The 20,489-nt window shown below is 48.4% G+C and carries 16 protein-coding genes; 13 read left to right on the top strand and 3 right to left on the bottom strand.

Annotated features, from left to right (window positions below; all coding sequences use genetic code 11):
• Window positions 1–9: 9 nt before the first annotated feature.
• From M4D81_RS16270 to M4D81_RS16250, 5 genes are all read left to right on the top strand, one after another.
• The gene (locus M4D81_RS16270; protein ID WP_260067304.1) at window positions 10–555 is read left to right on the top strand and encodes a sigma-70 family RNA polymerase sigma factor; all 546 of its coding nucleotides are present in this window, start codon (window positions 10–12) and stop codon (window positions 553–555) included.
• The gene (locus M4D81_RS16265; RefSeq protein WP_260067303.1) at window positions 542–1,744 is read left to right on the top strand and encodes a DUF4179 domain-containing protein; all 1,203 of its coding nucleotides are present in this window, start codon (window positions 542–544) and stop codon (window positions 1,742–1,744) included. Before M4D81_RS16270 ends, M4D81_RS16265 begins: the two co-directional genes overlap by 14 nt.
• A gap of 119 nt (window positions 1,745–1,863) precedes the next feature.
• On the top strand, window positions 1,864–2,826 hold the full coding sequence (locus M4D81_RS16260; protein ID WP_260067302.1) for a DUF5643 domain-containing protein: 963 nt from the start codon (window positions 1,864–1,866) through the stop codon (window positions 2,824–2,826).
• Window positions 2,827–3,056: 230 nt separating this feature from the next.
• Window positions 3,057–3,431, top strand: a complete 375-nt coding sequence (locus M4D81_RS16255; protein ID WP_260067301.1) for a VOC family protein — start codon at window positions 3,057–3,059, stop codon at window positions 3,429–3,431.
• 208 nt (window positions 3,432–3,639) lie between these two features.
• Window positions 3,640–4,767 (top strand): NAD(P)/FAD-dependent oxidoreductase, encoded by a 1,128-nt coding sequence (locus tag M4D81_RS16250; RefSeq protein WP_260067300.1) that lies wholly within the window; start codon window positions 3,640–3,642, stop codon window positions 4,765–4,767.
• Between the two features lie 117 nt (window positions 4,768–4,884).
• Here the strand turns inward: M4D81_RS16250 and M4D81_RS16245 are convergent, their stop codons facing one another.
• Entirely contained in the window at window positions 4,885–5,376 is a 492-nt protein-coding gene (locus M4D81_RS16245) for a DUF2798 domain-containing protein (RefSeq protein ID WP_260067299.1), read from the bottom strand.
• A 390-nt stretch (window positions 5,377–5,766) separates the two neighbouring features.
• Between M4D81_RS16245 and M4D81_RS16240 the strand changes: the two genes are divergently transcribed.
• Window positions 5,767–8,955, top strand: coding sequence for a bifunctional cytochrome P450/NADPH--P450 reductase (locus M4D81_RS16240; protein ID WP_260067298.1), 3,189 nt, complete (start codon window positions 5,767–5,769; stop codon window positions 8,953–8,955).
• Window positions 8,956–9,067: 112 nt separating this feature from the next.
• Complete coding sequence (locus tag M4D81_RS16235) at window positions 9,068–9,439, top strand: winged helix-turn-helix transcriptional regulator (RefSeq protein ID WP_260067297.1); 372 nt, start codon at window positions 9,068–9,070, stop codon at window positions 9,437–9,439.
• A 77-nt stretch (window positions 9,440–9,516) separates the two neighbouring features.
• On the opposite strand, the gene M4D81_RS16230 is transcribed toward M4D81_RS16235, so the two are convergent.
• A complete protein-coding gene (locus M4D81_RS16230; protein WP_071221624.1) occupies window positions 9,517–10,077 on the bottom strand; it encodes an NAD(P)H-dependent oxidoreductase in 561 nt (186 codons plus the stop codon).
• A gap of 332 nt (window positions 10,078–10,409) precedes the next feature.
• Here M4D81_RS16230 and M4D81_RS16225 point away from each other — a divergent pair, with 332 nt between their 5' ends.
• Together M4D81_RS16225 and M4D81_RS16220 are read left to right on the top strand one after the other, a co-directional pair.
• A complete protein-coding gene (locus M4D81_RS16225) occupies window positions 10,410–11,225 on the top strand; it encodes a ZIP family metal transporter (RefSeq protein WP_071221625.1) in 816 nt (271 codons plus the stop codon).
• Window positions 11,226–11,423: 198 nt separating this feature from the next.
• Window positions 11,424–12,389: a DUF4097 family beta strand repeat-containing protein gene (locus tag M4D81_RS16220; RefSeq protein ID WP_260067296.1), complete on the top strand. Its 966-nt coding sequence runs from the start codon at window positions 11,424–11,426 to the stop codon at window positions 12,387–12,389.
• Window positions 12,390–12,759: 370 nt separating this feature from the next.
• Here M4D81_RS16220 and M4D81_RS16215 read toward each other — a convergent pair whose 3' ends face one another.
• Window positions 12,760–14,805: a serine hydrolase domain-containing protein gene (locus M4D81_RS16215; protein WP_260067295.1), complete on the bottom strand. Its 2,046-nt coding sequence runs from the start codon at window positions 14,803–14,805 to the stop codon at window positions 12,760–12,762.
• Window positions 14,806–15,080: 275 nt separating this feature from the next.
• Here M4D81_RS16215 and M4D81_RS16210 point away from each other — a divergent pair, with 275 nt between their 5' ends.
• The 4 genes from M4D81_RS16210 to M4D81_RS16195 all read left to right on the top strand — a co-directional run bounded on the left by M4D81_RS16210 (window position 15,081) and on the right by M4D81_RS16195 (window position 20,309).
• Window positions 15,081–15,869, top strand: coding sequence for an alpha/beta fold hydrolase (locus M4D81_RS16210; RefSeq protein WP_260067294.1), 789 nt, complete (start codon window positions 15,081–15,083; stop codon window positions 15,867–15,869).
• Between the two features lie 114 nt (window positions 15,870–15,983).
• Window positions 15,984–16,808, top strand: coding sequence for a MerR family transcriptional regulator (locus M4D81_RS16205; protein WP_260067293.1), 825 nt, complete (start codon window positions 15,984–15,986; stop codon window positions 16,806–16,808).
• 53 nt (window positions 16,809–16,861) lie between these two features.
• Window positions 16,862–17,884 (top strand): serine hydrolase domain-containing protein, encoded by a 1,023-nt coding sequence (locus M4D81_RS16200; protein WP_260067292.1) that lies wholly within the window; start codon window positions 16,862–16,864, stop codon window positions 17,882–17,884.
• A gap of 235 nt (window positions 17,885–18,119) precedes the next feature.
• Window positions 18,120–20,309: a heavy metal translocating P-type ATPase gene (locus tag M4D81_RS16195; protein WP_260067291.1), complete on the top strand. Its 2,190-nt coding sequence runs from the start codon at window positions 18,120–18,122 to the stop codon at window positions 20,307–20,309.
• Window positions 20,310–20,489 lie beyond the last annotated feature (180 nt).

Raw genomic sequence — 20,489 nt, 5'->3', positions numbered from 1 at the left:
ATGAATATCGTGCGAGAATTGGAACATGAAGTCAAGAGAGCGCAGCGAGGAGATCGTGAAGCGTTTATCCGGCTCTTCCGGAGGCTGGAACCCGAACTGTATGGCTTGGCGAAGTCCATTCTAAAACGCGATGAAGATTGTGCGGATGCTTTTCAGGAGACAACACTTAAAGCATATAAATCTTTATCTACATTACAAAAACCAAAGTACTTTAAAACCTGGGTGATTCGGATTCTGATCAATGAATGCAATCAGCTGCTTCGAAGCAGAGAGCGTACCGTAGTCATGGCAGAAGTGCCTGAGCACATACGAACATCCAACTATTATGAGGACAGCCACAAGCTGGATCTTCGTGAAGCGGTAGAACGCTTAGATGAATCGCTTCGAATCGTTATACACTTGTTCTATTTTCAGGATTTGCCCATTAAGGAAATCGCAAGCGTGCTGGATATCACGGATGGAGCGGTAAGGGCACGACTTCACAGAGCACGGGGAATATTGTTTGATCAGGTAAAACAAAATCGGAAGGGGAAGCTGGCCTATGAATCCTTTTGACTTGGACAAAGAACTTCGGGAGATAGGGAAAGTGCCTCAGCGCGAGGTTCCGGATATAATTCGCCGTCATCAGGACGAGGTTTACGCTTCTCTGACTAATCTTCCGATGTCAACGAGAACGAACCAGCAACAGCGTTCCACTAAGAAACGAAGAATGGTAGCAGTTGCTGCCGCGGTTGCCATGATTGCTGTGATAAGCAGTGCTTATGTATCACCGGCAGTGGCAGAATCACTAAAAAAAATTCCGCTGATCAGCAGCATTTTCAGGTTGGCTGATGATCTGGGGCTCCAAACAGCGGGGGAGCGAGGGTTGGCAGCTGAATCGAATGCCAGCGTAACGCATGAAGGTGTGACCCTTCGAATACCGCAGGTTGTATATGACGGGACTCGTTTGTCCTTAGCCGTGAAGCGGGAGGGTGAAGGATTTACCGGGAGGATAACGGATGTGGAAGTTATTAATGAGGACAAGGGCACATCGCATCGATTTCAAAGAGGAGCCATCACCGATGTGGAGATGCTCATAGATGGCACCTCGATCCATGATCTCAGCCTGAGCGATAAACCCGGTCTGATTGGTAAGCCGACTTCGGATCCTAACGTCGTAATGTACGAACTTATAGGCTTCTCTCGATTAAATCATAGTCCATCCATACCGGATCAATTCCAGTTAACGGCCAAAATTTCGCTTAAAGGAATTGATGCACCCTATATCTTCCATATACCTGTTCGGAAAAATACAGATCAAATTATAGTCTCCTCTGGAGAAACAAGAGAATGGAACGGACTTCAAATTTCGCTGGAGCAGCTGAAATTCACACCAATCACAACTGATCTCATCATGAATCTCGAACGGTTGGACAAGTCCGGGAAGCTTGGTGACCATAATCTGCTGTTCGAGGTTTGGGATGATCGGGGGAGAGAGCTCGGCCGGATTTCCGGGAAGGGAGTCTACCGGGATGATCGACAACAACAACAGCAGCTGGAGTTGATATTTGACCGGTTTGAAGTGGCGCCAGATTCCATAACGATCAAGCCATTCCTGCCCGTCTTTCAAGATCCCATAGCTAACAGCGGCTTGTACAAAGTCGATAGTAAGGGAGAAGTGGTCAAGACGTACCTGAAGGAATTGGAGATTACCATTCCAGTCAATCATCTCGGTTTGGATAAGCTGTATGACGTTCAATGGTGAAAATACAAAAACCGGCAGCTTCGACAACATTGCAGCTCATATTGCAAGGTTCTGATAAGATAAATCCGGATCAGGAAAGAGCGACATAAAAAATAGAAATCAATTTAGGAGGAAAAAATATGAAAACAATATATAAAGTAATGAGTTCCGTAGCATTGACAAGCATGCTTCTGGGAGGAGCAGTATGGGGAACAGCCCAGGCGGCGAGCATAACGGCAACTAAGCCTCAAGCGTCAAAGAGCTTGCTCCAAGACGAATTCAAGGCAGCTAGTGATACCCAACAAGGGATTACCCTTGGAGTATCCAAAGCATTATACGACGGAAACCATGTTAAGGTTGAACTAAAGCGAAGCGGTAAAGAACTTCCCGGCAGTTTAACCGGAGGCAAGTGGGATGAGCAGATGGGTGAGTATGTTCACGATAAAGGTTCTATCCGCCAAATGGACGTCTTCATTGACAACAAATCCATACACGAATATGGGGGAGGGGATTTGGCAAAAAGACCAAGCGTAAGCACATCACCGGGTACAGATCCGAATCATGCGGTTATCATACTGAGCGATGCATCCCTGCTTGGAGACGACCTTGAAGCTTTTCCTGATAAGTTCAAGTTAACGGCTAAAATAGATCTGGAAGGTGTTCAAAAACCGTTCACATTGGAGATACCGATTCAAAAAATGATGAACAAACCGGTTGTTCTTCAGCCTAACATAATTAAAAAAATGGATGATCTCCGCTTGACGCTAAAGCAGGTTCATTCAACAGCTCACTCCACCCGAATTCAGTTCGTTCTGAAGGGCGGACATGATTCAACGATCCTGTATGATTACTTTGATGATCAAGGTAATGAACTGGAGCGAATTTCGGGAAGAGGCACCGATGAGAACAACAAGAACGGTGATTACTATTACGACTTTATTCTGGAGGCTCCGGAAGCGAACGCAAAATCGATTGTCATGAAGCCGTTCACGCCTGAATTCAAAGATCCCCATGCAGCTTCAGGCGAATTCAAACTGGATAAGAACGGAGAGATCGTCAAAAATCACTTGAAAGATCTTGAGTTAATTATTCCTATAAAATAATTCACTAGACTACCCTTTTCACAGCAAATGAAGAAGTGTCCGCACAATATTTGACGGGCACTTCTTTTTTCATAGCATTTCGTATGAAATTAAACCAATATTTAACCTGAAATCGCAATGGATAAGAAATATACATGCATCTGACATGCTATGATCAGAAGTGAAAGGAAGTCTTAGAAGCAAGCCAGTATTGACATTTAATTTACTTATACGAGGGAGTGTAACAATCGATGGTTAGCAAAGTTGGTCAAATTATGGTGTATGTGAATAATCAGGATCAAGCCGTAAAGTTTTGGACTGAAATGGTAGGATTTCAAGTCATAGCTGAAGAGAACAACGGCGAAATGAGATGGATTGAAATTGCTCCAACAAAGGAAGCAGAAACTAGCATTATTCTGCATGATAAGGAGTTCGTAGCCAAAATGTCGCCAGGATTACATTTGGGCACACCTTCTTTAATGTTTTTCACGGAAAATTTCGATGCGCTCCACAGCCATTTAACCAGCCACAATATCACGGTCGGCGAAGTGGTAAATATGCCCTCCGGCAGAGTTTTCAACTTTGCGGATTATGAAGAAAACTATTTTGCTGTCATGGAAAAATAAGAATAACCGATTCATAAGATCAACCATAGATCATATGAATGCGAAGTCGCCTATTTGGCGGCTTTTTTGTATGTTCTTTTGTTGGGAAGAAAATGCTCCCGCTGACATACTTTAGCGCTTGATTCAAACCACTGAGATGATGTGCGTTATACTTTTTCCCTGCATTCGCTATAATGGATACAGTGATTTAAGGAAAGGAATGTCATGCATGAAGAACGTGATCGTCATTGGTTCGGGAATACTTGGGGCATCGACTGCTTATCAGTTAGCCAAAATGGGAGCCGAAGTGCTTATTATAGACCGCCATGATAAAGGACAGGCTACGGATGCCGCGGCAGGCATCATCTGCCCCTGGCTATCGCAAAGACGGAATCAGGCTTGGTACCAATTAGCCAAGGCCGGCGCGCGTTACTACCCTGATTTAGTGAGAGAACTCATCAGCGAAGGTGAGACAGAAACGGGCTACGCACAAGTCGGGGCCCTTAGCATTCACGAGGATTTGGATAAAATCCGCAAGATGGAGGAAAGGGCTCATGACAGAAAAGCGGATGCTCCTGAAATCGGTGAGATAACCCGGCTGAATGAGGAAGAAACGCATAAGCGTTTCCCATTGCTCCGAGATGGCTATCATTCCGTTCACATTAGCGGCGCCGCCCGTGTCGATGGTCGTGCACTGCGCGATGCGCTGATCCGGTCCGCTCAGAGGAACGGGGCCAAGCTTATAAACGGGGATGCCGCATTGTTATATCAAGCTAATCGTGTAACCGGAGCAGCTGTCGGAGCAAGCAGCTTTGCGGCAGATGAAGTCATTGTTTGTGCTGGTGCATGGGCTAATCAATTGCTTCAGCCGCTAGGCATTCATTTTCAGGTTCGTTTTCAAAAAGCGCAAATCATGCATGTGCAGGCGACTGACCGGCAAGATACAGGCACCTGGCCGGTCGTCATGCCGCCATCGGATCAATATTTACTCTCTTTTGATAATGAGAAGATTGTGATCGGAGCGACTCACGAAAATGAAGTCGAAGGCTACGATACGAGAATAACAGCCGGAGGCATGCAGGAAATCCTGAATAAAGGATTGGTCTTGGCGCCGGGACTAGCTGACAGCACGTTTCAGGAAGTACGTGTCGGATTTCGTCCGTTTACCCCCGGATTTCTTCCGGTAATAGGTGCTGTCCCTGGCTGGGAAGGCCTTATAACGGCAAACGGCCTGGGCGCGTCCGGACTGACGATGGGCCCCTTTATCGGTAGTCAATTGGCGAAATTGGCTCTTGGAATACCACTGGATATCGACATCGATGCTTATGATATTCGTACAGCGATCGAAGAGCGTTGAAGCATGGCGGCTAAATCGATTCTGAGCAAGCAATTGGTGAGCGGAATCTTCAGTCACTATAAAGAAAGCCGCGAAATTCGCGGCTTTTGTTGTTGAGAGAGATTGGACTCCAATCGATTATACAGCAGATAATGATTCGTTCACGCGTTTTGCTTTCAACCTGCCAAACAGGAAGCGAACGGTCGGGCCTACAATGAGGAGTTGAAGCGGCAGCGCAAACACGAAATTTTTAATGAAAATGGAGAAGTAGCTTCCAAGCAGTGATTCCCCTCCGAGTCCGTTTGCATAGTAGGAGGAAGCTAGCCCGTACATGGACATAAAAGTAACCATGCCGATCACCATACAAAATGCCATCATCACAATCATAAGGATTTTACTGGATTTATTACGCAATAAGGAAAAAACAATTTTCTTTGCTATGGGTCCGACAACAAACGATTCCAATAAGAAGGCAATCACAAAGCCCAACACCAATTGCAGGAGTATGGCCATAAACGATAATTTCCCAATTAATCCGTTTGTGATCAAATTGTAGGAGGTCATCATGATAACCATCCCCAGACACATCATCAAACCAAAATAAACATTTTCTTTTTTTGTTGCTGGCAATTTCATCATCCTTTCTAGTTACCTTTGTAATTATAGAGATCGGAGAAAGTCTCTTGTAAGTGAAAATTCTGTGAACATTTTCTGAAAACATTCCTTTGCAAAGTACAAAAATGACTAATTTCATTGCATTTCAGGGTGGGAGATCCTTTATTTGGTTTTATAGTCCTAAAGGACCTACGGCTGATATGCGTGACCTTCATATCGTGATAGGGTAAAGGCTAGGATAAGACAGCCAAGCGAAGTGGAAACTAACGAAGCCGCCGTCAATCCTCCTTTTTTATCGCGAAATGACCACATTACGATATTGGTCAATTAGTACTGGATACGAATTCACCCGTCCGGACAAAGGGACGCATACTAAAGAAACTATGGATCATGGAGGGAGATCGAATGTCGCATATGAAGCAAGTACCTCAACCTAAAACTTACGGACCGCTCGGCAATCTGCCGCTGCTGGATTCTGCTGCTCCGGTCCAATCGCTTGTGAAGGTCGCCTCGGAACTTGGGCCGATATTTCAATTTCAATATCCGGGTGGACGCAGGGAGCTGTACGTCTCCGGCCACGAATATGTCAAGGACGCGTGTGATGAGAAGCGTTTTGATAAACGAATCTGGGCGCCGCTTCAGAATGTCCGTCCTTTTGCAGGTGATGGATTGTTTACGAGCGCTACACACGAGCCCAACTGGAAAAAGGCACATAACATCCTGCTCTCCAGCTTTAGCCAGCGTGCGATGCAAGGCTACCATACCAAAATGGTTGATATCGCGATGCAGCTCATCCAGAAATGGGCTCGGCTCAACCCCGACGAATCCGTGGACGTTCCTGCCGACATGACTCGTCTGACGCTGGATACCATCGGCCTGTGTGGTTTTAATTATCGCTTTAACAGCTTCTACCGGGAAGACAATCACCCGTTTATCGACAGCATGGTGCGGGCCCTTGATGAAGGCATGAATCAGCTGCACCGTCTGGGCATACAGGACATGTTTATGATTAAAAAGAAGCGGCAGTTTCAGGAAGATGTCCAGAACATGTTCTCGCTAGTTGACGAGCTCATTCAAGATCGCAAGAAGTATGGCGGTGAAGAAGGGGATTTGCTCGCGCATATGCTGGAAGGCGTCGATCCTGATACAGGCGAGCGCCTGGATCAAGAGAATATTCGTTATCAGATGATTACGTTTCTTATCGCGGGGCATGAGACGACAAGCGGATTGCTGTCCTTTGCTATTTATTATTTGCTGAAAAATCCGGATAAATTGCATAAAGCGGTAAGCGAGGTGGACCGCGTTCTGAAAGATCCCGTGCCGACTTACAGCCAGGTACGGGAGCTAAAATACGTCCGCATGGTTCTTAGCGAGTCGCTGCGTTTATGGCCAACTGCGCCTGCCTTCTCGTTATATGCGAAGGAAGATACGGCAATCGGAGGAACCTATCCGATTCAGAAGGGGGACAGCGTAACGGTCCTGATTCCGGGACTGCATAGGGACTCCCGCGTGTGGGGAGACGACGTGGAGACGTTCAGACCGGAGCGCTTCGAAGATCCCAGCAAGGTGCCGCATGACGCGTACAAACCATTCGGCAACGGACAACGCGCATGCATCGGGCAGCAGTTTGCGCTGCAGGAGGCAACCTTGGTGCTTGGCTTGGTGCTCAAATATTTTGAATTGATCGATAACCAGTCTTATGAGTTAAAGGTTAAGGAAACCCTCACGTTGAAGCCGGAAGGGTTCCATATTCAAGTTCGAAGCCGTCAGGACGGGGCTGCACTGTTGGTTCCGGCAGGAGGCAAGACGGGGGCAAACGATTCGGAGAAGCAGGAATACGCCACGTTGTCCGATACAACCGGGACTAATGCTCATCATACGCCGCTCCTCGCTTTATACGGGTCCAATCTGGGGACGGCAGAGGGGATTGCCCGAGAGGTGGCGGATGCTGCGAAGCACCAAGGGTTCGACAGCCAGGTGGGCACACTGGACGATTATGCCGGAAAGCTTCCGAAGGAAGGGGCCGTCATCATTGTAACCGCCTCGTACAACGGACAGCCGCCTTCCAATGCCAAGGCATTTACGGAATGGCTGGAGAATGCCGCTGAATCAGAAATTGAGGGTGTGCGATATGCGGTATTCGGCTGCGGAGACCACAACTGGGCAAGCACCTATCAGCGGATTCCGCGCTTGATAGACGATCAGCTTGCAATCAAAGGGGCGCAGCGACTGCTTGCGCGTGGTGAGAGTGATGCCAGCGGAGACTTTGAGCGTGAAGTCGACGAATGGACGGAGCATTTATGGCCGGATCTGATGCAATCGCTAGGACTCCCTCTTACGTCCGTCAATGTGGCGAAGCGCAGTGCCCTGTCCGTCCAGTTCGTGCAGGGAGCGGCCGCCGTGCCCCTGGCGGAAACCTACCAGGCTGTAACCGGGCACGTTGCTCATACCCGCAATCTGCAGCATGCGGACAGCGGAAGGATCACGCAGCATATCGAAATCTCGCTTCCGGCGGGAACGGATTATCGTGAAGGAGATCATCTGGGGGTACTTCCGGTCAATCCGGTGACACTGGTTCAGCGAGTGCTCCGAAGTTTCAAACTGGATGCAGGTGCTCATCTTATCTTGTCTGCTGAAGGAAGAAGCGGTGCCCATTTGCCGACAGGCATTCCTGTCCGCCTGGACGACCTGCTGTTCCGCAGCGTGGAGCTGCAGGAGCCGGCCACAAGAGCCCAAATTCGGGAGATGGCCGCTTACACGGTATGCCCGCCGCATGCCAAAGAGCTTCAAGAACTGCTTGCCGAAGCGACCTATCAGGCTGAAGTGCGAGCCAAACGGATCACCATGCTCGACCTGCTGGAGCGGTATGAAGCCTGCGAGCTGCCGTTTGAACGGTTTCTTGAGCTCCTGCCGCCATTGAAGCCGAGATATTATTCGATTTCCAGCTCCCCGAAGGTTAGCCCGAATACGGCAAGCATCACGGTCAGTGTCGTACGAGGCAGTGCTTGGAGCGGTCAGGGGGAATACCGGGGCGTGGCTTCCAACTATTTGGAACAGTTGGGGACGGGCGCAGAGGTTCTGATGTTCATTCGTTCTCCGGAGTCGGGCTTTGCGCTGCCGGAGGATCCGGCAACGCCAATCATCATGATTGGTCCGGGCACGGGCGTGGCTCCGTTCAGGGGGTTCATCCAGGCGAGACAAGCGCTTCGGGAGGCTGGGCAGGAGCTGGGTGCTGCGCATCTGTACTTCGGCTGTCGGAATCCGGAGCAAGACTATCTTTACCGCGAGGAGTTTGAGCAAGCGGAGAGAGAAGGCCTGGTCACCTTGCACACAGCCTTTTCAAGGATAGACGGTGTAGATAAGTGCTATGTCCAGCATTTAATGACACAAGACGGAGCGTCATTGCTGTCACTGCTTGAGGCAGGGGCACGAATGTACATTTGCGGTGACGGTTCTCGGATGGCCCCGGAGGTAGAGCACACACTAATGCTTTCCTATCGGGAAAGACATGGCGTTAGTGCAGAAGAGGCTGCCGCCTGGCTATCCGGGCTGGAGGCGTCGGGACAATATGTAAAAGACGTCTGGGCGGGATGATGGTCATTCCAGCGAATTTTGTTCTCCAGATCTCCTTTCGATCCAGTACTGTTTTTATGTTAAGATGATCAGTACATGAGTAATGGAAGAGATTCGAAGGAGAGTGTGACTTATGCGCGAAACTGAAACCTGTGTTCCGACTGGCGTGAAACCTCAAGACACCGGCTTTGGTTATACGTTATCCTTGATCGGCGGTAAATATAAAATGATCATCTTGTACTGGTTGTCTGAAAATAAGGTAATGCGGCATAATGAGCTGAAGCGAAGCATTGGTTCCATATCCTTTAAAACGCTAAGCATCATGTTAAAGGAGCTGGAGACAGATGAGCTTATCGTTCGCACGGAATATCCCCAGGTCCCTCCAAAAGTCGAATACACCTTATCGGAACGCGGACTATCCCTCATTCCTGTGTTACATATGATGTGCGAGTGGGGAGAGAAAAACAGTTTGCCGGCTATGGAATCTGTGCAACTGGAAGCATGATGTTTTGTTATATTCAAAGAAGTATTTCCTGAACAAGGAAATACTTCTTTTTTTAACGGCTTCATTCGGTTTATTAATCACATGTTGTCTATGAACTTCAAATAGTCACGTGCACTTATATCCAGTGCGTTATCAGGAGGCGATAGGTCCATGTCAGGCGTGTTGCCGCCAGGAGCAGCCTCTTGTCCATAAAAGGCAAAGAACGAACGATAATCTGCATCGCAGTACAGGAAGGTCGTTTCAAAAGGAGTTAGGATCTGGGCAAGCGTGTAGCGATACCTTCCGTCTTCCCGATAATCTTCTTTCTTGATGCCGGCGGATACAGCTAAAGCCACTTTCCGATTCTTTAATTTATCGCCTCTTGAACCGTAAGCCCAACCATAAGCAAAAACATCGTCAAGCCATTTCTTGAGGAGTGGTGGGCAATTAAACCAATAGATCGGAAACTGCAGAACGAGATGGCTATGCGATTCAATAAGCTGTTGTTCTTGTTGCACATCAATGTTTCCGTCGGGGTAAACCTTATGCAATTCGTGTACCGTATATTTTTCCGGGTATTGTCGGAGTTCTTCTACCCACCGCTTATTAATGACGGATGTTTCCAGGTTTGGGTGTGTAACGATAACAAGTGTTTTCAATGATGTATCCTCCTTGAGCATGATTGATTTTCTTGAGTATAAAGCGCGCACTGCAATTATGTAAGTATGCACTTTTAGTACAGGTACTTACCAAAAGGTGAGTGTTGGCGGAGGATAACGTAGATTCTAGATTGTAGGGTTTTCTGAAAAATAAAAGACAACCATAATCGCATATTATGATATATAATAATTTGCACTGGCTGCATTAGAATGAACTCTCACGGGTACATAATTTCTAGATCACTGTCTGAATAACCGTTAAATGTATGTAAGGTCTATATTCGGAGATATTATCTGGTATCATATTTTTTTCATAAAGGAGTTCTTGTTTAATGGTAGATTTTTTTATGAAATTCAATCCCATTATCCAAGCATTACTAGCCACCTTGTTTACTTGGGGAATGACGGCGTTAGGGGCGGCTCTTGTTTTTTTTACAAAAACATTGAACCAGCGCCTGCTGGATAGTATGTTGGGTTTTGCCGGCGGTGTCATGATTGCGGCCAGTTACTGGTCCTTATTGGCTCCAGCCATCGAGATGTCGGAAGGCAATGCGATTGGAAACTGGTTTCCGGCTGCCTTTGGATTTTTGCTAGGTGGAGTCTTTATATGGGGAATCGATAAGGTATTACCCCATCTTCATCCCAATTCTCCGATTGGAGGAGCGGAAGGATATAACCCCAAAGTGAGAAAACGGAGTACGCTGCTGGTACTCGCAATTACCCTCCACAACATTCCGGAGGGATTAGCGGTCGGGATCGCATTCGGTGCGCTTGCCAATGGAGGAACTGAAGCATCGCTGGTGGGGGCTTTGACACTGGCCTTGGGCATCGGTATTCAAAACTTCCCGGAGGGCGTTGCAGTTTCCATGCCATTACGAGGTGACGGAATGTCTCAGAGAAAAAGCTTTTTCTATGGACAGTTCTCGGGTATGGTGGAACCCATTGCCGCGGTAATCGGCGCGGTAGCCGTCGCCTTTATTGAACCCATGCTCCCTTACGCATTGAGTTTCGCGGCAGGTGCGATGATTTTTGTTGTAGCCGAAGAGGTTATTCCAAGTTCGCAAGAAAAAGGGAATAAGGATTTGGCTTCCATGAGTTTAATGTTCGGTTTTGTATTGATGATGATTCTTGATGTGGCGTTGGGATAGCGACGAGAACAGCCAGCCGGGTGCGGACTGGCTGTTTTGTCGTTCACTCCGGCTAAGCTATACTGGACTAAAGTCGAGGTTCCCGTCTCATTCGCGGGACCAATGCTCAAGTCTCTAAATGGATGCTATACTGAATAGGACTTCAGGATTTGGCAGGAGAGAGACAAAAAGGGACGACGGAAGGAATGGGAACACATTATGCAAAAGAAAACAGGTATATTGATCGTAGTGGCCGGCGTACTGCTGTTGCTCTTTACGATGAACCCGATGAACATTTTTTCGGATGTTCAATTCGGATTTTCCTTTAAGACCAAAAAAATTAATGAAGAGAAAACATTGGCCGCTGATGATTTCCGGGATTTGTCCCTACAGACTGGAAGCTCCGACATTGAAATCACAAAAGGAAATGCAGACGAGATTAAAATCCGGTTGAACGGAAAGGTAAGCACGAAAAATGCAGACCAAGTGAAATTGAAGGTCGAGCCGAACGGAGATACGTTGGAAATCGGGGTTGATGTTCCTGACGGTATTGAGTTTGGCGTGAATATTATGGATATCGTTTTATCCGTGGAAATACCGGAAAAGCAATGGACTGCGGCCCAAATCGAAAGTGGAAGCGGCGATATCGAGATCGGAAATATGCGTGGAGATGCTGTCACCGTTAAGGCAGGCAGCGGGAATATCAATATTCAGGAAGTAAATGCAGGTTCACTTACGGTGTATACCGGCAGTGGTGATATTGAGGCAACGGAGATTGAAGCCGAATCCTTCATGTTGGAATCAGGCTCCGGCACTATAGAGGCGGAACGCTACCATGCCACAACGGTGAACTTTCAGAATGGAAGCGGCGACGTGGAACTGAAAGACGGAGAGTCGGCCGTACAAGGAAATACAGGCTCTGGAAACATACACCTGGAATCGGAGCGGTTGATCCATAATACCGACCTCCGTGCCGGAAGCGGGAACGTAACCATCGATTTGGCTCAAGAGCCATCCTCCCTGGAAGTTGATTATCAAGGAAGCTCCGGTGAAGGGAAAGTCGAGTGGGACGGAATACAGTATGAGGTAAAAGACGAAGACGAAGGCAGACTGAAGGGGAAGTTCGGCAATGGCGACATAGTGCTGAAAGTTCGCACGGGCTCTGGAAACTTCAAGCTGGAATAAAGTTGATCACAATAGAATCGATGATTTGAAGAGAAGACACCCCGAGTTGGTATTCTCCCCTCATGGCAGACAACGAAAAAAGACATCTGTTAAGATGGCTTTACATGTTGTCTGCCGGAGGGGATTTTTTCATGGGAATAAAGGACGTGCTAACAAGAAACTTTCAGTCGGACACGCAGCTAAAAAAACGGGTCAAGGATATTATCTACGTTCGTGCGGGGGAGTGCAAACTCTGCAAACTCACGGAGACTGTTCAGAAAAACTAAACGACCGCTTCCCATTGGAGTTCCGGGAAACGGTCGCAGCTTAAAGATGTCACTTTATTCGCGTCAACTTGACAGGGTTATGACCAACTTCGGTGTTTCTTTCATTAAAAACCAAAAGCTTGTTGAATCAGTCTCGCATAGATGGCGGCAGCTTCCTTGCGCAGAAGTTTGTCGGACGGCCGGTAATCGGCGGCCCCGTTTGCGTCCGTTGTCACCTCGGGTCCATGCATCCCGGATCCGACCATGAACTGTACGGCTTCGTCTGCCCATGCAGCCGGTTTTGAGCTGAGTTTGGCCGGAACCGCCTTGGCGCCAAGCGTGTTTTGTGCCACACGCCATATTATAGCAGCTGCCTCTTGGCGCGTGATCGGCTGATCCGGTTCAAAGTTCTGGGCTGGTGTGCCCGTGACACCTCCCATGTCCGCGACATTCTGCACATAACCAGCGAGAGAGTGCCCTTGCATATCCTTAAACGAACTCGCGCTTTCGCTAGGCTTCATCCCAGCCAGACGGCTGATAACACTGACAAACTCTGCCCGCGTAATCGGTTCATTCGGTTGGAAGGTGGATTGCTCATTCTCTCCAAAAGCCTTGAGGGACTGCATGAAGTAGATATCCTTGGCATAAGGATTCTCTTCCGGAACGTCGCTGTACGCAGCAGGCTCCGCTAGCTTCTCGGACATGCTGTCTATCGCCGTATAATACATATACGCCACATTGCCGTTATCATCTTCCTTGAAGGTGGCAGGCGTACCGTTCTCATCTACGAATCGCAGCGGACCGACCGGCGTGAGTTTATGTTCGCCCAATGCATCCGAGACTAACAACTCACCTTGGCCGGCCTTCACCTGTGTGGCGATAATCGGTGTTCTCAAACTTCTGAACATGCCCTCGAATTTCTTGAGCTGCTCCTGATTAAGCGGGAAGTCGTTCGGCTGAACCTGCTTCTTCGGATAAAAATGATCCATAAATGCGGTGAAAAATTCGGCTCGGATCGATGTGCTCGCGTCACTGTTAACAACGATCAGGCCTTCGACATTCTGGTCGGGAAGGAGCCAAAGCCAGGAATGATAGCCATCCAAATCGCCACCTTTGCCAATCAGGGTTTGGCCGTTATGGCTGGTGTGCATAAACGACTCAAAACCGTATGACATCAACGGAAGACCAGCTGCATCATAATGCGTCTGATGCATCAAACGCATGGTCTCTTCCTTCATTATTCGAGAAGATCCGAACTGGCCCTTATTTAGATGGGCAGTGATGAAATTGGCCATATCGGTACCGGTGGCGAACATGCCGCCTTCCGGCGCGATGGTAGGTATGTTTTGGTACGGCTTAAACGGATGACGTTCGGCATTGTAGCCAGTCGCAAGGTTTGCGATGATATCCTCATCCATCCGAAATGCAGCGTGCTCCATTTGTAGCGGGGTGAAAATATGCTTTTTTACATAATCTTCAAACGGTTCTCCTGATACCCGCTCGACAATGTAGCCCTGCATGGAGGAGGCAAGATTATCGTAGCGGTAAACCTCTCCTGGCGTGCGAACCACAGCCGGTGCATTTAACCGGATAAAGTCGGCAAGCGGCACCTCGCCCTTCTGAATGATATGCTGCGGAAGCGAGTAGTCGTCCGTAAAGTCGAAGCCTGTCGTATGGGTCAATAAATGCTCAACGGTGACGGGTGTCCCGGTGTTGTTGGTGATTTTAACATCCGGCATATAATTGGTTATGTCTTGCTTCAGGTCGATTTTCCCTTCCTCTACCAGTTGCATGACCGCCGTCGCGGTTATCGATTTGGATATCGAGGCCATGCGGAACAAGGTTCGATCGGGGTCAATCTTTTTCTTGGATTCAAGGTCGGCATAGCCGTAGCCCGTATTCAGCAGCACCTTGTCGTCTTTTACGACCACAACAAGCGCACCAGCCAGCATGTCCGAAACCTGGGGTTTGGCAAAATAGGCGTCGGTGAACGCCTTGACTTCTTTGGCACTCAGTACCGGTGCTCCCGTATGCTGTGTTAAAGCTGTACTTGAGGCGGGTTTAACTGTATCGGCAAAGATATCGGCAGGGAAAGCCAGCAGGCTAGCGGACAGTACGGAGGCTGCCAGGACACGAATGGTTCTGGATTTGTTTTGTTTATTTGGCTTCATGGGTTCCTCTCCTTGTCAATCGTATTTGATTTCCACTTCATGGTAGACGATGGAGGGAGATGGAAGAACGGTCCGCAGAATGAGTTTTAACTGGCTCTTCGGAGGGAACCAGGCCTCGACTTTGGTCCAGGGGAGATAGAATAACCGAGAGCGAAATTGATGGTTTTATACCAATGTTTTTAATTAGTACAATTAATTTGTGACATTTAGGTAATATACTATCAAAATTTATACTTGTTATTTTATAATAGTATAAATATAGAGGTGACTGGGGGATGAGGAAACTGAATCTATACATTAAGGAGAGCGGAAACAAGCAGGCAGCAAGGATGATCGTTTTCTTGCATGGCGGCGGTGTAAGCGGATGGATGTGGAGCAAGCAGATTTCCTTTTTTGAAAACAGCTTCTGCCTGATACCTGACTTGCCCGGACATGGGCGCAGCACCGGCAATCCGCCTTTTTCCATAAGCCGCACCGCGGAGCAGCTTAACGAGGTCATTTCGACCAAAGCTGATGGACGGGAGATTGTTGTCTTCGGCTTTTCACTAGGTGCGCAAATTCTCGTAGAGATGATATGTCAGCGACCCGGCCTTATTGATTACGCCATCGTAAACAGCGCATTGCTGAGGCCGATGCCGACAGCGCTTAAGCTGATTGAACCTTCCGTTCGAATAAGTTTCCCATTAACAAGATACAGATGGTTTTCCAGATGGCAGGCAAGCACGCTGTATGTGAATGAGGTTGATTTTGAACAGTATTACGCGGAAACACTGCATATGAAGCGGGAGATGCTGGTTTCAGTGCTGAAGGAGAATATGTCCTATTCAATCTCTCCGCGGATTCAAGAATCCACAACGAAGCTATTGGTTACGGTTGGGGAGAAGGAGAGAGGCCGTGTTAAAAAGTCGGCTGAAGATCTCGTGCAGCTGAGCGAAAATGCTGACGGGATCATCTTTCCCGGTGTTGGGCACGGCATACCGCTTGCTGATCCCGCGCTGTTTAATCGGGTAGTGAACCACTGGCTAAACACCGGTACAATTCCGGAGGGTACTCCTCAATTATAGCGGGGACGGTTCAGATCATAATCATCCTTATAAAGTGGCTGTAGACTTTGCCCTTAGGGCAAGGTGTATAGTGATCTTGAACCAAGAGCGATAAACCAGAAAAGAGGTGAACCTTTGCTGTCGATTGGAGAATTCTCCAAAATATGCGAAGTATCTACCAAGACACTTCGATATTACGATGAGATCGGATTAATTCATCCGGACCAGATCAATCCGGAAAACGGTTACCGATATTATTCCATTAGTCAATTAAAGAAAATGCTCTATATTAACCGTTTGAAGTCTTATCATTTTTCGCTGGAAGAAATCAAGGAGATTCTGGACGAGGAAGCGGATCCATCCGAAGAGAAGCTTCGCTTCGCCCTTCATCGCAAACGTAGGGATATTCAGGAGAAGTTAGACACGTATGAATATATCCTAAAACAAATGAACCAGGATATCTTGAATCTGGAGCAGGGCATGCATCTGATGTCATATCTGGATGATATCGAAGTACAGCTTGTTGAAACAGAACCAATGAATATCCTTTACATGCGTCAGATGATGAGCAGAGATGACTATGCTTTAGGATACGGCGGGTATTACAGCAGTTTGTACGAAAAGATTGCCAGGGAGCAACTTACCTTGGTTGGAACACCCATGACGATATATCACAGTCCGGAATTTCATCCTGCAGGCAATGACACCGAGTTCGCCCTCCCGGTCAGGGAGGCTGTAAAGGGAACGAGAGTGTTGTGCGGGGGCCTTTGCGCGAGGTCTGTTTTAAAGGGGGCTTATTCCAATTTGACATCGGTATATGCCAAACTGAGGGAATGGATAGAAGATGAAGGATATGCATTGACTCAATCGCCCTATGAAGTTTATGTAACCGACCCCTATCAGGCCTTGACGGCCGAGAAATTGGTTACCGAGGTGTATTTCCCCGTGACCAAAAAATAAGAGATTTACATATACCATATAGCTTAAATAACGAATTCTGCGAGGTATCTATTATGAATAGAAGCTGCTGGCCAACGACATTATGGCAAACTCTAGCCCCGGCGACGGTGGGAATGGACGCTGACAAGCTTTCAGGGCTGGACACATGGATCAAAAGCGATTATCCCGATATTCATGGCATAGTCGTGGTTCGACACGGAGCTATCGTTTATGAAAAATATGATCATGGGTATGGCCCGGAGGATCGGCACCATGTTGCATCGGTTACGAAAAGTATCATATCCGCTCTCATTGGCATTGCTATAGATGCGGGCTATATACAACATGCAGATCAGAAGGTGCTTGATTTTTTTCCAGAATATGAACCTAGAGCTGATGCTCGACAACAACGGGAAATAACGTTACGCCATCTGCTCACGATGACGGCTCCCTATCCATTTGAGGATTGGCACGAACCACTGGACAAACTGTGCATGCAATCGAATTGGGTTCATTATACGCTGAATATGCTGGGTGAAGGAGGAAATCTCGGAGCATTTAAGTATTCTACTGCAGGGGTGCATCTCCTCTCAGCTGTCATAACTCGCAGCACAGGTAAAAGTGCCCGCGCGTTTGCTAACGAACACTTGTTTAAACCGATCGGCATGAACGAAATTCCGGATTATGACATGAATTCATTCGGATTTGATGATTTATTCGGAAAAGACGTCAGGGGATGGGTTAAAGATCCGGCTGGCAACTCCACTGGAGGGTGGGGGCTTACGTTAAGTCCTCGAGATATGGCTCGTTTCGGCTTTCTTTATCTGAACCGCGGCACATGGGACAGTCAGCCCATTATATCGGGAGCATGGATTGACCAATCAACGGCGATGAATTCCAACCATTATGGATATCTATGGTGGTTGCGCGATGAGGACGGAGTATCTGCGTACTCGGCAGTAGGCGATGGAGGCAATATCATTTGCTGCATTCCGAAGCAAGACTTGGTCGTAGCCATTGCATCAGCTTTTACCGTCAATCCTCGGGATCGCTGGACACTGATTAAAGAACGCATTATCCCGGCGGTCATCGACTAAATAGATCATCGCTTTTTGCTCAGTATCGGCGTTCAACATGTGGTTGACGTCAAAAGAACAAAAATATCTGCGCATCTGAAGCCGCCAAATTGGCGGCTTTTATGGTTGCTGCACACTCTTTCAGGCAAAAATCGCAATCGTTGGCCCTTCTTAGCCATTCTGATGTTACGTGTATTTTCATACATTGTATGGACAAGCGAAAACAGAAATAAGCAGAGGGTGGGGAGGAATCGTTGTGAAGCTGCATCAAATCCAAGTGACGGGCATGACTTGCACGGCTTGTGCAGCCCGGATCGAGAAAGTCCTTCGTAAGGTGCAAGGCATTCAATCTGTCCGTGTTAGCCTCGCCTTATCTCAGGCCACGATTCATTATGAACCGACGCAGATTGGTATAGAGAAGATCATGGAGAAAATCGAAAAACTTGGCTATGGAGCGACAGACAGGCTGTCTCATCCGCAGGCCGGGATCGATGCGGAGACGGGAGCTTATCGCATCCGGTTTATCATTGCCGCTTGTTTATCCATGCCGCTCATATGGGCGATGATGGCGCATGTTGCCGATTGGCCTGCACAATGGATACCGAATTTGTTGATGGAACCTGTATTTCAATGGTTGCTCGCTACCTTGCTTCAGTTTGGCGTAGGGTATCCTTTCTATTACGGAGCTTACCAGGCCATGATCCATCGTACGGCAAACATGGATACTCTCGTTGCGTTAAGTACCTCGGTGGCTTATTTCTACAGCCACTATGTCATGTTTGAATCCCGGGACAGCTTTACGCATCCAACGCTTTATTTTGATACGATTGCGATGGTGATGACCGCGGTTCTGCTGGGCAAGTGGCTTGAGACCATGGCCAAAGGCAGAGCATTGAAACAGCTTAGTGCCTTATATGAGCTTCAGGTTAAACGGGTTCGAGTCTTACGCAGTCATGGGGAAGAATGGCTTTCAGCGGATCAGGTGCAGATCGGAGACCGCATCCGGGTGAATCAGGGGGAATGGATCTCCATTGACGGCTTTGTTCAGTCGGGATCGGCAGATGCCGATGAATCTATGCTGACAGGTGAAAGTACAGCGGTGGCAAAGGGCATGAAAGATCGAGTCTACGCCGGCACGCGTTGTCTGATCGGAAGTTTGGACATCGTGGTTGATAAATATCATGACGAAACCTGCCTGTCTCAAATGATTGGGCTAATCGAGTCGGCGCAGCAGGGGAAACCGGCCATTCAGCGAACCGTAGATCGTATAGCGGCGATTTTTGTTCCCATGATGATCGGTTGTGCTGCGCTTACCTATGCGGGGTGGCTCTGGTTTTCCCAATCTCCCGGTGCATCCGAAACGGCCATGCGCCACGCGCTGTCTGTAATGTTAATCGCCTGTCCCTGTGCGCTCGGGTTAGCTACGCCGGTATCCATCCTGATCGCAACCGGCTCGTCCGCCCAAAGAGGCGTTCTATTCAAAGACGGCCGTTCTCTGGAGAGTTTGCGCCGAACGGATGTCGTATTGTTGGATAAGACTGGCACATTGACGGAAGGAACGCCTCAACTTACGGCGATTTACACTGCGGACGGCACCAAAGCTGCCTACGCGCTATCCATGTCGGCTGCGGTGGCTTCCCGGTCCGCTCACCCGTTAGCACAAGCCATTGTACGAGCTGCCCAAGACAAACATTCCCCCATTTTGGAAGCCCAGAAATTTCAAGAGCGGGTTGGGAAAGGGATGGAAGGCTATGTCAAAGGTGAGCACGTATGCGTGGGAAATCGAAGATGGCTGCTGGAGCAGGGCATACAGCTGGAGAGTCCTCCAGATCACCCCGGCTATACAAGGATTTATGTCGCCGTGAACGGGAAGTGCATCGGGTCGCTAGTATTGATTGACAAGCTTAGAAAAGACGCCCGGAAGATTGTACAGGAGTTAAAGCGCCGAGCCGATGTGTGGATGGTAACTGGCGATGAGGAGCAGGCCGCCGTGGCGGTGGCTGCCGCGGCCGGGATCGATCAGATGCGCGCAGGCATGCTTCCTGAAGACAAGCTGGCGTTCATCCGCGAGCTTCAACATCAAGGGCGTTCCGTTGCGATGATTGGCGATGGCATAAACGATGCGGCTGCGCTAGCCGTGGCAGATGTCGGCATGGCTATGGGCGGGGGAGCGGACGCGGCTAAACAGGCCGGCGACATCGTATTGATCGGAAACAAGCTATTCAACATCATCGATGCGTATACGTGGAGCCGCCAAACGATGCGGAACGTTCATCAGAATTTGCTGTTTGCTCTGTTGTATAACGCCGTTTCCGTACCATTGGCCGCATGCGGTTATTTGGATCCGCGCATCGCTTGCATCGGCATGGCGGCAAGCTCCGTGATTGTTGTTGCGAATGCGCTTAGATTGCAGCTGAAGGTGAAGAGATGGATAAGAACCGCATAATAATGTTAAGACGGAGTCCCAACCCGTTGATATGCAGCCACCGGTACGGGTCCGCGAGCCTGGGATTTCACCCGCACCTGGAATATGGTCATTCCTTTGGCTGGATAAAGTACCGGTATGTAACGAAGTGTGGAAAACATAACAGCTAATTGGCAGGGAACCATGTTGACTCTACCGCTA

Origin of the sequence: Paenibacillus sp. p3-SID867 (assembly GCF_025142895.1) — a bacterium.
Taxonomy (GTDB): domain Bacteria; phylum Bacillota; class Bacilli; order Paenibacillales; family Paenibacillaceae; genus Paenibacillus_AQ.
The sequence above is the reverse complement of the archived record's forward strand: the minus strand, read 5'-3'. Positions and strand labels throughout refer to the sequence as shown.